Below are 11984 nucleotides of genomic sequence, written 5' to 3' on the forward strand. Positions count from 1 at the left end.
CGTCTATTGAGGCCCGCCCGATAACACGGACGGCCAGCCAAGGGACAGTGAATTCGCTAGCGCCCGATTATGGCCCTGCGGTGGCAAGATCCTGAGCCGATTTTGCCGCAAGTTGCTGAGCGAAATAGGACTCGACTGCCCTGGCCATGGCTGCCGCCACCTTTTCCTGCCAGGCAGGCGAGGTCAACTGGCGCTCATCCTCTCGGCTGGAGAGGTAGCCGAGCTCAACGAGAACGGAGGGGACGTCCGGGGCCTTCAGGACTACGAAACCAGCCGAACGCATGGGCTTGCCGGTGAAGGTGGTGACTGTCTTCATCGAGGCAACCGCCTTCTTGGCGAAGACCAGCGAATGGATCTTCGATTCGCGCTGGGTGAGCTCGATGAGAATATCGGTCACATCCTCATTTTCGGCCTCGAGATCAATTCCGGCGATGATATCGGCACGATTTTCCTTGTGGGCCAGGGCCTCAGCCTCCGCATCGGAGGCCTTTTCAGACAGGGTGTATATGGTGGCGCCCCGCGCCGCCTGCCCGCGCACGATATCCGCATGGATGGCGATGAACAGATCCGCCTTGTTGTCGCGGGCCACCTGGACGCGCTCCTTGAGGCTGAGGAAGCGATCATCCGAACGCGTCATGACCACGTCAACGGCGCCAGACTCTTCCAGAATGCGCTTCAACTTGAGGCCGAAGGCCAGAACCACGTCCTTCTCACGCGTCTTGCTCACGCCAATCGCGCCGGGATCAATGCCGCCATGGCCCGGATCGATCACCACGCGCTTGCGGCCTTCACCCACGGGCGTTGCAGCAGCAGCATCGGAAACAGGAGGCGCGAGTGGCATGGCGCCGGGATCATCACCCGCAGCCTTCAGCCTGGCGGCAAAGGCCTCCTCTCCCACCCGAACAAGATCAACAACAAGCCTTGCGGACTGCCCCTCAGCACCGGGCAGAATGGCGGCCTGCCCGATCAGCGCGGGCCCCTCGGTATCAAGGACGATCCGTGCCCGCCCCTGGTCAACCGGACCAAAGCGGTAGGCCCGCACCAGCCCGTGTGGCGCCTGCCCGGAGGAAACGGGGAGCGCGAAATCAACTTGCGGCAGGTCGATCACCACCCGATAGGGACTGGAAAGAACATAGACACTGTAGCCCACCGGCGCCGAGAGCTCGGCGACGAACCGCGTCTGGCTGTCATCGCCGGAGAGCTGCATGGCGGTTGCGGCGGGAAGCTCACCGGCGAGCGCGGCAGGCGCCTGGCCCGCAAGCAGACACACAAGCACTAGCACAAACCCCGCCAACAGGCGGGCGGCAGCCGCAAAAATGCTACTGGCGGGTTGATTGGGCATTGTTCAGAAGGGCTGGCCTGGTTGCTCGGCAATGGCTGAAGCTAGGACGGGCAGAGTTAATCAATGGTTGCCGCGGGGCTCACATGCAGGGAAAGCTTGCATTTTGACACCCCCGCCCATATGACAGTGTCGTCACCCGAGTGTCAGAGCCATGATTCTGCGGCTCTCCTGACCGGGCGGGAGAATTTCGCGTGAAGCGGAGGTCCGGAGGCGTAAAGCCGCCCCCCGCCCGGCGCGGTAGAGTGCGGCACCCCCAAGGTGGGGGTCCGCCGAGAGGAACCGTTCCGGTACCCGGAACACAAAGGAAATCACGGGCATGTCCCAAGCCAAGACGAGCGCGCTGATCGCAGACCGGACGAGACCGGTTCGCGGCACTTGTTTGCCTCCGTCTCCTGGCTTGAACGACATGCCCCTTGCGCGCAGCCGCACACCGAGCACCATTCAGCGTTTCCGCACCGGAGCGGAGAGGCCACCGGGGCCGGCATGCCTGCGCAGGGGAATTGACCCATGGGCAGCAAGATGCTCATCGATGCCAGCCATGCCGAAGAGACACGGGTTGTTGTCATCAAAGGCAACCGGATCGAGGAATTCGACTTCGAGAGTGCGGCGCGCCGCCAGCTAAAAGGCAATATCTATCTCGCCAAGGTGACCCGCGTGGAGCCCTCGCTCCAGGCGGCCTTCATAGAATATGGCGGCAATCGCCATGGCTTCCTTGCCTTCTCTGAAATCCATCCCGACTATTACCAGATCCCGCTTGCCGACCGCATGGCGCTGATCCAGGCGGAGGAGGAAGAACAGGCCCGCGAGGCCGATGACGAGGACGAGGATGAGGAGTCCGGGCACGGCCGACGCCGTGAGCGGCGTGGCCGTGGCCGCGACCGCGACCGCCGCAGGGATCAGGCCGCAAGCGGGGAGGACTCCCAGCCTGCCTCCGAGGCTGGAGAACAGCCGGACACCGCGGAGCACCCAGAGCAACCGGGGCAGCCTTATGACGGCGGCGAAGACCCGGAGATGATGGAGGCCGAGGCCGAGGCGGACACGGAGACGGAAGACAAGGCCCGTCCGCCCCGGGCCGAGCCCATGGTGGTGAGCCACGACATTCCCACCCTTTCGGAAGATGCCGCGCCGGAAACCGGCGATGACAAATCGTCCAGACCGCCGGACAGCGAGGAGGCGCCGCTGAGCGCGGCTCCGGCCATCACCCACGGCATGCCGGGCGAACTCGGCAACGGCGTCGAGGAAGTCAGCGAAGATCCCGAGTCAACGCCGGTCGAATCAATCGGCGCCGAGGACGCGATGGAAGAGGTGCCGCAGCGCCGCCGGAAGGTGCAGCGCCGCCAGTACAAGATCCAGGAAGTGATCAAGCGCCGCCAGGTGATCCTGGTGCAGGTGGTCAAGGAAGAGCGCGGCAACAAGGGTGCGGCGCTCACCACCTATCTCTCGCTCGCAGGCCGCTATTGCGTGCTGATGCCCAACACCGCCCGCGGCGGCGGCATTTCCCGCAAGATCACCGAAGCCGGCGACCGCCGCCGTCTGAAAGAGATGGTCAAGGAGATCGAGGTGCCGCAGGGCATGGGCCTCATCGTGCGCACGGCCGGCGCGCAGCGCACCAAGACCGAAATCAAGCGTGACTACGACTACCTGCTGCGCCTGTGGGAGAGCGTGCGCGACCTGACCCTGCAATCGCAGGCGCCGGCGCTGGTCTATGAGGAGGGAAGCCTCGTCAAGCGCGCCATCCGCGATCTCTACACCAAGGACGTGGACGAGGTGATCGTCGAGGGCGATGACGCCTACCGTGAAGCCAAGGACTTCATGAAGATGCTCATGCCGAGCCACGCCAAGAACGTGAAGCTCTACAAGGAGCCGCGGCCGCTGTTCTCGCGCTACCAGGCGGAAGGCCAGCTCGACGGGCTCTATTCGCCCACCGTCACCCTGCCGTCTGGCGGCTACATGGTGATCAACCAGACGGAAGCGCTGGTCTCGGTCGACATCAACTCGGGCCGCTCGACGCGCGAGCACAACATCGAGGACACGGCGCTGCGCACCAACCTCGAGGCCGCCGACGAGATCGCCCGGCAGCTGCGCCTGCGCGACCTTGCCGGACTGATCGTCATCGACTTCATCGACATGGAGGAGAAGCGCAACAACCGCAACGTCGAGCGCCGCCTCAAGGATGCGCTGAAGAACGACCGGGCGCGGATCCAGGTCGGCCACATCAGCCATTTCGGGCTTCTCGAAATGTCGCGCCAGCGGCTGCGACCGGGGCTGCTCGAGGGCTCCTCGCGCACCTGCCCGCATTGCGAGGGCCGCGGCATCGTGCGCTCGGTCTCTTCCTGCGGGCTGTCCGTGCTGCGCGCGATCGAGGAGCATCTCATGGCCCGCAAGCCGGAGAACCTCACCGTCAAGTGCACGCGCGAGATCGCCTTCTACATCCTCAACGAAAAGCGCGACAACCTGCTGGCCATCGAGACCGCCTATGGCATCTCGGTGTTCATCGTGCCGAGCGACGATCTCAAGGGCTCTCAGGCCCTGATCGAGCGCGCGCCCGACCGCAGCCTGCCGCCGCGCAGGGCAATTGCCGCGCCAGTGCGGATCGACTCCGCCTTCGCCAGCGACGACAGCGCCGATGCCGGTGAAGCCCCAAGCGCCGAAGCCGTGCCCGACGAGGAATCCGAGGCAGAGGCCGAGGACGAACAGGAGGGCGGCGAGGAAGATCAGGCTCACGGCCAGGGCGAGCGGCCGGAGGGCGGGCGCCGCAGGCGGCGCCGGCGGGGCCGTCGGGGCGGCCGCGGCCGCGAGGGACAGCCGGGCGAGACCGTGGCCGGACTGGGCGACCAGCCGGAGATCGGCTTTGCCGGAGCAGTGGGCGAAGACACCGAGCACCAGCCCCCAGCCGAGACGGCGGTAGTCGAGGACGGGCCTGCACCTGCCGACGAATCGGCAGCCAGCGAGCGCGAGCCACGCAGCGGACGGCCGCGGCGCGACCGCTGGGGCCGCAGCCGCGAGCGCAACCGCAACGAGGCGCGCGCGCCACGCGAAGATGCGGCGCCGGAGGCCACGCACGCCGAGCCATCGCCATCAAGCGTTCCGACACCGCCGGCGGCGGTGCAGCCCACGCCCGCCGAGGCGGACGCTTCGCCAGCCGAGCCGGCGCGGCGCTGGCAGCCGCCTGCGCCCACGGTGAGCGTGGAGCCTTCCGAGCGCAAGGCCGGCTGGTGGAGCAAGCGCGGCTGACAGCGGAAGCCATGACAGACGGGGGCAGGCCTCAAACCTGCCTCATTCTGGCATGAATGAACGGTCGAAAGGCCGATGACCCGATGAAGAGAACCAGTGTCCTGTTTCGCGCAACGGCGCGGTTCATGGCCGTGCTCACCGCAGCGATGAGCATCTGGCTGGCACCGGCGCTGGCGCAGACTGCGCCAGGCCGCGGCCTGCCGCTGATCCGCGACGCCGAGATCGAGGGGCTGCTGCGGCTTTACACCCGCCCCATCTTCAAGGCCGCGGGCATCAACCCGAAGTCGGTGAAGGTCTACATCATCAACGACCGGCGCATCAACGCGTTCGTGGCCGGCGGGCAGCGCATCTTCGTCAATACCGGCCTGCTGCTGCAATCGACCACGCCCAATCAGGTGATCGGCGTGCTGGCCCATGAAACCGGCCATATCGCGGGCGGACATCTGGCGCGGATGGGCGTCGAGATCGATTCCGCAAACTACACCACCATCATCGGCATGCTGGTGGGGCTGGCAGCGATCGCCGGAGGCATCGCGGCAGGCAGCGCAGAGGCCGCCCAGGCCGGCCAAGGCATCATGGCCGGTTCGCAGAGTCTGGCGCAGCGCAACTTCCTCACCTATGCACGCGGCATGGAATCCTCGGCTGACCAGGCAGCGCTCAAATATCTCTATGCCACCAAGCAGTCAGCCCGTGGCATGATCGAGGTGTTTGAGAAGCTGGCGCGCGAGAATATCGCCACGCTTGCCAACGTCGACCCCTATGTGATGTCGCATCCGATGCCGATGGAGCGCATCCGGACGCTCGAGACCGCGGCCAAGAAGTCTCCCTATTACGACACGAAGGATCCTGCCGCCCTGGTGCTTCGCCACAAGCTGGTACAGGCCAAGCTGATCGGCTTCATCGGCGGGTCGCAGGCAGTGGCACAAAATTATCCGTCCACGGACCAGTCGATGCCGGCCCGGTATGCGCGCGCCATTGCCATGTTCCGCAAGGGTGATATCAGCAATGCCCTGCCAATCATCGACAGCCTGACGGCAGAGCTTCCGGAAAATCCCTATTTCTGGGAACTCAAGGGCCAGGCCCTGCTCGAGAATGGCCGCGCCGCCGAGGCCGCCGCGCCGCTCGAGAAGGCGCAGAAGCTGCTGCCCAACAATGGACTGATCCAGATCCTTGCAGCGCAGGCGCTGGTCGATACTGAAAAACCAGCCAATGCCAAGAAGGCGATCAAGCTTCTGCGTCAGGCGCAGCGCTCGGAGGGTGACACGCCGCAAACCTACCTGCTGCTTGCCCGCGCCTATGCCCAGACCGGCGACTTCGCCCGCGCCGAACTGGCCACGGCCGAGGCCGCGCTGCTCAGGGGCGACAAGAAACTGGCACTGGAAAAGGCCAAGGCTGCCCAGGCCCAGTTCAAGACCGGTACGCCGGAATGGATCCGCGCCAATGACGTGCTCACCTTCGCCGGCCGTGACTGAATGGATGACCGCCTGACAGACGCCACAGAAAACCCGAACCCACGACACAGGACATAAGCTTCATGATACGCCGCAACCGCCTCGCCGCCGCCTTAGCCGCAAGCCTGCTGGCCATGACCAGCCTCGCCGCCGCCGACGATGGCTTCTCGGAGGCTCGCAAGAAGGAGATTGGCGAGATCGTCCGCCAGTATCTGCTCGACAACCCAGAGGTGCTTCTCGAGGTGAGCAAGGCCCTCGAGGCCAAGCAGCAGGCAGCAGAATCCGAGCTGCGCATCGCCGCGCTGACGGCAAATGCCGACCAGGTGTTCCGTTCAGCCAATGATTTCGTAGCAGGAAACCCGGAGGGCGACGTAACAATCGTGGAATTCTTCGACTACAACTGCGGCTGGTGCAAGAAGAGCTTCCCCGAACTCACCAAGCTTATCGCCGACGACAAGAACCTGCGCGTGGTACTCAAGGAATTCCCGATCTTCGGAGGCGACTCTGACCATGCCGCCAAGGCGGCCCTGGCTGCAAAGAAGCAGGGCAAGTACTGGGAGTTGCACAGCGCCCTGTTCGAGCATGATGGCAAGGTCACTGCCGAAGTCGTCGACGAGCTGGCCGCCAAGCTGGGGCTCGACATGACCAAGCTCAAGGCGGACATGGAGTCGTCGGAGGTGACGGCCGCACTCGCACAAACCCACGCGCTTGCCCAGACGCTGGCCATCAACGGCACGCCGGCCTTCATCGTCGATCAGGCGGTGTCGCCGGGCTACCTCCCCGCCGATGGCCTGGCCAGCATGATACAGGATGTGCGCAGCCAGGGCGGCTGCAAGCTCTGCTGAGGCAGGCCGGAACGCTAAAAGCCGGAGGCCAGAGCTTCCACCGGCCGCACTTAACCCTTATAACTCCCGGAAACGGTGGGGGAATCGCAAGTTGTCCGGCAAAGCCCTGTATGTTCTGAACGGTCCCAACCTCAATCTGCTGGGGCAGCGGGAAAGCGCCATCTATGGCGAAGCAACGCTGCAGGACCTTGAAACGCGGTGCCGCGCTCATGCGGCAACGCTGGGCCTCGAGATCGTGTTCCACCAGAGCAACTCCGAGGGTGAACTGATCGGGTGGGTGCACGAGGCCCGCGATAAAGCCTCCGGCATTGCTATCAACGCCGGAGCCTACACACATACCTCAGTTGCGCTGCATGACGCCCTGCGGGCAGTCAACCTGCCGTCCGTTGAGGTCCATCTCTCGAATGTCTACAAGCGCGAGGCGTTCCGCCATACGAGCTTCATCGCTCCGGTGGTGAACGGCGTGATCTGCGGGTTTGGCGTTGACAGCTACGTGCTTGCCATCTCCGCGCTATCCGCCCTCATTTCGGCCAACAAGAAGGGTTGACCCATGCCAACCAAGAAGTCCGCCAAACAGTCCCCTGCTCCCGCTCACAAAGACCCCGACCTCGAGCTGATCCAGAGCCTTGCAGGAATCCTCAACGCCACCGGACTTACCGACATCGAACTGGATCGCAAGGGAACCCGGGTGCGCGTCTCCAAGACTGCGGCGACCACCACGATGGTGGCGGCAGCTGCGCCAGCCCACGGCCATGCGCCCCAGCATCAGCCGGTGGCGGCCCCGGCAACAGAGCCACCTGCCGCAGCGCCTGCACGGCCTGCCTCGGAGGCTGCGAACACGGTGAAATCGCCGATGGTGGGGACCGTGTATCTTGCTCCCTCACCCGAGGCGCCCGCGTTCGTGGAGATCGGTGCGGTGGTCAAGGAAGGCCAGACCCTTCTCATCATCGAGGCGATGAAGACGATGAACCAGATCAACGCGCCACGACCTGGCAGGATCACCCAGATCTTCGTGGGAAATGGCCAGCCCGTGGAATTCGGCGAAGCCCTCGTGGCGATCGAGTGAGGACATATGTTCGATAAGGTCCTCATCGCCAATCGCGGAGAAATCGCTCTGCGCGTCTTGCGCGCCTGCCGCGAGCTTGGCATCCAGACGGTTGCCGTGCATTCCACCGCGGATGCTGATGCCATGCATGTCAGGCTGGCTGACGAGAGCGTGTGCATCGGGCCACCGCCTGCCCGCGACAGCTACCTGAACATTCCGGCAATCGTCTCGGCCTGCGAGATCACCGGTGCCGAGGCCGTGCATCCAGGTTACGGCTTCCTGTCGGAAAATGCGCGCTTCGCCGACATCCTGACCGAACACGGCATCAAGTTCATCGGCCCCTCGGCGGAACACATCCGCATCATGGGTGACAAGATCACGGCGAAGCTGACAGCGAAAGACCTCGGGATTCCGGTGGTGCCGGGCTCGGAAGGCGGCATTGCCACGATCGAGGACGGCCGCCGGGTTGCCCGCGACATCGGTTATCCGGTGATCATCAAGGCAACGGCCGGCGGCGGCGGACGCGGCATGAAGGTGGCGCGAAGCGAGGCCGAACTCGAGCTTGCCATGAGCACTGCCCAGGCCGAGGCCAAGGCAGCCTTCGGCAACGGCGATGTCTATATCGAGAAATATCTCGGAAAGCCGCGCCACATCGAAATCCAGGTGCTGGGTGACGGCAAGGGGCGTGCGATCCATCTGGGCGAGCGCGACTGTTCGCTGCAGCGCCGCCACCAGAAGATCTGGGAGGAGGCGCATTCACCCGCCCTCAACGCCACACAGCGCGAGGCAATCGGCAGCCGCGTGGCAAAGGCCATGCAAACGTTGGGCTACGAGGGCGTGGGTACGATCGAGTTCCTCTACGAGAATGGCGAGTTCTATTTCATCGAGATGAACACGCGTCTGCAGGTCGAGCACCCGGTCACCGAGGCCATTACCGGGCTTGACCTGGTGCAAGAGCAACTGCGTGTCGCCTCCGGCGCCGACCTCGCCTACAACCAGCAGGACATATCCTTCTCCGGCCACGCCATCGAGTGCCGCATCAACGCGGAGAACCCGACCACCTTCGCGCCCTCACCGGGCAGGGTCGATGCGGTTCATTTTCCGGGCGGCCTTGGCTGCCGGGTGGATTCAGCCCTTTACGCGGGATATCGCATTCCACCCTACTACGACAGCCTGATCGGCAAACTCATCGTTTCCGGCAAGAGCCGCACCGAGTGCATGATGCGGCTGAAGCGTGCGTTGGGCGAATTCGTCATCGAAGGAATCGAGACCACCATTCCTCTGTTCCAGCAGCTTCTGGCCGAGCCTGACATCATCGACGGCCGATACGACATCCACTGGCTGGAGCACTTCCTCGCCCGCCAGGCGTGATGAGCAGCATCACGCCTCAGGTTCTGCTGCGCGCCTATGCGGCCGGCATATTCCCGATGGCGGAGAGCGCGGAAGACAGCGCCCTGTACTGGGTGGAGCCTGAGGAGCGTGGCATCATACCGCTGGACGGGCTGCAGATCTCGCGTTCGCTGCGCAAGCGCCTGCGCCACCGCGACTTCGTGATCAAGATCGACCATGACTTTCCTGCCGTGATCGCCGCCTGCGCCGCCAAGACGCCGGAGCGGCGCTCCACCTGGATCAATGGCCGCATCACCGCGCTCTATACCCAACTCCACCGCATGGGATGCTGCCACAGCATCGAATGCTGGCAGGACGGACAACTGGCAGGCGGACTTTATGGCGTGCGCATCGGCGCGGTATTTTTTGGCGAAAGCATGTTTTCACGCGCAACGGATGCGAGCAAGGTGGCACTCGTGCATCTGGTGGCACGGCTGAATTTCGGTGGCTTCAAGCTGCTCGATGCGCAGTTCCTGAACCCGCACCTTGAAAGCCTCGGAGCGCATGCCGTGGCCAGGGAGGCCTATCAACGGATGATGGAACCGCTTCTCGGGCAAGAGGCCGATTTCCACGCGTTCAGGACTGACAGCGATCCGGCAACGGTGCTGGACTGGGCTTCAGGCGGCAGGCGCTGACGCGACCTGGCCCCTCAGCCAGCGGGCAAAGACAACCCAAGAGCAAGGCCACTTCAGGCGGAGCCAGTTTCGATTCGGCATCGCCGGGAGGAGGCCAGACGTTACGGCGGCCATCAAGAGACAGGGCGCTTCTTTCCCTAATCCTCCGGTTCGCCTTCCTTCTTGATCTGATCCTGGGGCACGTCGACTTCAGGCGCCGTCTCCACCGGTGGTGGCGGCGCATTTGGATCTCGGCAGCCCGTCAGCCAGACATCGTACGTCGCATGCTCGAGCGCATTCAGCCCCGGACTTTCGGCAAACATCCAGCCAATGAAGATCGTCTTGCGGGTATTGCCGAACTCGATCTGATCAATTTCAACAAAGCTCGTGGTCTTCGGTTCCTCGGTGGCGGGCCGCGTGTAGCAAACCTTTGGCCGAACGATCACGCTTCCGAAGCGGCGCTCTTCACCGATCGGAACCTCGAAGGTGGTGGTGACGCCGCTGATCTTGTCGAGACCAGCGAACACGGCAATGGGATTGCTGATGCGCTCAGCCCAGGCAGGACTGCAGGTGCAGGCGGCAAGCGCGGCAAACCCGAGTGCAAAAACAGAACATCTCACGGTTTCACCGCCTCGACCCGCAAGCGCACATAATCGGACGTCCGCTGGCCCCCGGCATCACAGAGCAGCGGCTTGAGCAAATCCACGGTTTCGGCCAGTGCCTCCCCGGCCATCACGGCATCTGCGTTTCAGGGGCGGCACCATCCTTGGCCCCGCCGCCCTTGTTGGCAAACATGGCCTCGCTGATCAGCGACCAGATGTCGACTGCGCCTTGCGTGTTGGAGATGACGCCGCCATCAGCCAGCTGCGTGTCAGCACCGCCCTGTTCGAGGGAGATGAATTTCGACCCCAGCAGGCCCTCGGCCGTGACCTTGGCGGTGGCATCCTCCGTGAGTTGCACCTTCGGATCGATTTCCATGACAACCATGGCCATGAAATTCTCGGGGTTGAGAGTGAAGTCGACGACAGAGCCGATCTTCACACCCGCCGCGCGCACATCAGTGCCGATGCTCACGCCCTCCGCATTATCGAATTCGGCGTTGAGGCGGTAGGAGCCGGTGGCATGCGTCTTGCCGGAGGACTGATAGGCAAAGAGGAAGAACGCCGCGGCAATCACGATTACCGCCGCGCCGATCAGGGTTTCCACCATCGAAGTCTTCACGCCTGAACCTCCTGTGAGCCGTCAGCGGATGCGTCGCGGGAGCGCTAGTCCGGCCGCCATGCAGAATAATCCGGCGCTTGCGGCGCCGGGCCCGAGACAATCGAACCCCTGGGACGGTAGGCACCCGGCGTTCCCGTCATGTTGGGACGATGCGGCTTCTGCCACTCACGCGGCACATAGACCTCGCCGGAGGGCGGCACATCCGTGCGATGATGCATCCAGCCATGCCAGCCGGGGGGAATGGACGAGGCCTCTGAATAGCCGTTGTAGATGACCCAGCGCCGCTCGGCGATCGATTCGGGCAAGGCGGACGGCGCACGGTAGTACTTGTTGCCTAATTCATCGGTACCAACGAATTCGCCCTTGCGCCACGTGTAGAAGCGCGTGTTGAGCGTCTGGCCGTTCCACCAGGTAAAGAGCTGTTTCAGGAACACCATGTCACCCTGCCTTGAAATTGCGGTGGAATATGGCGGAAGCCCTGCGTGCCGTCCAGTGCCGAATTGGCAGCCGGCAGCACGGGGCTAGGGCGCGGCGGTGATGAGGTCGAGTTCGGCTCCGTCGCGCTGGCGCGATGCCAGGCTCCGCAGGCCGCCCGCATCCCTGAGCCAGGCGCGGAACAGCGCCTCGTCTTCCGGCGTGGCGGCAACCGCAGCGGGGATGGCATAGAGACCGAGGCCATGGCTGCTCACCTCGCGGCCGAGACTGACCAGATAGATCGGGCGGAAGACATCGGCCTGCGCCAGGGCCAGCGGCGTCTGATAGAAGCGCAGCACGAGGCGCGCGGCATCGTCACCCGCCACGGGACGGGTGAGCGTCAGCTTCGCCTTCAGACCCTCATGCAGC

The 11984-nt window shown here is 64.2% G+C and carries 12 protein-coding genes; 7 read left to right on the forward strand and 5 right to left on the reverse strand.

The genetic code is table 11. The features are described 5' to 3' along the window. Positions 1–67: 67 nt before the first annotated feature. Positions 68–1282: an N-acetylmuramoyl-L-alanine amidase gene (locus ACILRN_RS01420; protein WP_395684829.1), complete on the reverse strand. Its 1215-nt coding sequence runs from the start codon at positions 1280–1282 to the stop codon at positions 68–70. A gap of 567 nt (positions 1283–1849) precedes the next feature. On the opposite strand from ACILRN_RS01420, the gene ACILRN_RS01425 reads away from it, so the two are divergent. From ACILRN_RS01425 to aat, 7 genes are all read left to right on the forward strand, one after another. Next, positions 1850–4576 carry an Rne/Rng family ribonuclease gene (locus ACILRN_RS01425; RefSeq protein WP_395684831.1) on the forward strand — a complete coding sequence of 909 codons (2727 nt, stop codon included), beginning with the start codon at positions 1850–1852 and terminating at the stop codon, positions 4574–4576. A gap of 83 nt (positions 4577–4659) precedes the next feature. Continuing rightward, positions 4660–6048, forward strand: coding sequence for a M48 family metalloprotease (locus ACILRN_RS01430; protein WP_395684832.1), 1389 nt, complete (start codon positions 4660–4662; stop codon positions 6046–6048). 62 nt (positions 6049–6110) lie between these two features. After that, positions 6111–6872, forward strand: a complete 762-nt coding sequence (locus ACILRN_RS01435) for a DsbA family protein (RefSeq protein WP_395684834.1) — start codon at positions 6111–6113, stop codon at positions 6870–6872. Between the two features lie 91 nt (positions 6873–6963). Continuing rightward, positions 6964–7419 carry a type II 3-dehydroquinate dehydratase gene (aroQ, locus tag ACILRN_RS01440; protein ID WP_395684836.1) on the forward strand — a complete coding sequence of 152 codons (456 nt, stop codon included), beginning with the start codon at positions 6964–6966 and terminating at the stop codon, positions 7417–7419. Positions 7420–7422: 3 nt separating this feature from the next. Next, positions 7423–7938 (forward strand): acetyl-CoA carboxylase biotin carboxyl carrier protein, encoded by a 516-nt coding sequence (gene accB / locus ACILRN_RS01445; RefSeq protein WP_395684837.1) that lies wholly within the window; start codon positions 7423–7425, stop codon positions 7936–7938. 6 nt (positions 7939–7944) lie between these two features. After that, positions 7945–9288, forward strand: coding sequence for an acetyl-CoA carboxylase biotin carboxylase subunit (gene accC / locus ACILRN_RS01450; protein WP_395684839.1), 1344 nt, complete (start codon positions 7945–7947; stop codon positions 9286–9288). Further along, a complete protein-coding gene (gene aat / locus ACILRN_RS01455) occupies positions 9288–9941 on the forward strand; it encodes a leucyl/phenylalanyl-tRNA--protein transferase (protein ID WP_395684841.1) in 654 nt (217 codons plus the stop codon). Before accC ends, aat begins: the two co-directional genes overlap by 1 nt. Before the next feature lie 137 nt (positions 9942–10078). On the opposite strand, the gene ACILRN_RS01460 is transcribed toward aat, so the two are convergent. From ACILRN_RS01460 to ACILRN_RS01475, 4 genes are all read right to left on the reverse strand, one after another. Beyond that, positions 10079–10540, reverse strand: a complete 462-nt coding sequence (locus ACILRN_RS01460) for a DUF2155 domain-containing protein (protein WP_395684843.1) — start codon at positions 10538–10540, stop codon at positions 10079–10081. A 112-nt stretch (positions 10541–10652) separates the two neighbouring features. Then, entirely contained in the window at positions 10653–11141 is a 489-nt protein-coding gene (gene mlaD, locus ACILRN_RS01465; RefSeq protein ID WP_395684844.1) for an outer membrane lipid asymmetry maintenance protein MlaD, read from the reverse strand. Between the two features lie 44 nt (positions 11142–11185). Then, positions 11186–11578: an NADH:ubiquinone oxidoreductase subunit NDUFA12 gene (locus ACILRN_RS01470; RefSeq protein WP_395684846.1), complete on the reverse strand. Its 393-nt coding sequence runs from the start codon at positions 11576–11578 to the stop codon at positions 11186–11188. A gap of 84 nt (positions 11579–11662) precedes the next feature. Further along, positions 11663–11984: hypothetical protein (locus ACILRN_RS01475; RefSeq protein WP_395684847.1), on the reverse strand; the 322-nt coding region annotated here is incomplete at its 5' end.

The organism is Aestuariivirga sp. (assembly GCF_044238155.1).
GTDB lineage: Bacteria > Pseudomonadota > Alphaproteobacteria > Rhizobiales > Aestuariivirgaceae > Aestuariivirga.

Excerpts from the sequence above, each read along its gene's own strand:
- ACILRN_RS01425 (WP_395684831.1), top strand. The coding sequence starts at position 1,850 with ATGGGCAGCAAGATGCTCATCGATGCCAGCCATGCCGAAGAGACACGG.
- ACILRN_RS01430 (WP_395684832.1), top strand. The coding sequence starts at position 4,660 with ATGAAGAGAACCAGTGTCCTGTTTCGCGCAACGGCGCGGTTCATGGCC.
- ACILRN_RS01435 (WP_395684834.1), top strand. The coding sequence starts at position 6,111 with ATGATACGCCGCAACCGCCTCGCCGCCGCCTTAGCCGCAAGCCTGCTG.
- accB (WP_395684837.1), top strand. The coding sequence starts at position 7,423 with ATGCCAACCAAGAAGTCCGCCAAACAGTCCCCTGCTCCCGCTCACAAA.
- accC (WP_395684839.1), top strand. The coding sequence starts at position 7,945 with ATGTTCGATAAGGTCCTCATCGCCAATCGCGGAGAAATCGCTCTGCGC.
- aat (WP_395684841.1), top strand. The coding sequence starts at position 9,288 with ATGAGCAGCATCACGCCTCAGGTTCTGCTGCGCGCCTATGCGGCCGGC.
- ACILRN_RS01470 (WP_395684846.1), bottom strand. The coding sequence starts at position 11,578 with ATGGTGTTCCTGAAACAGCTCTTTACCTGGTGGAACGGCCAGACGCTC.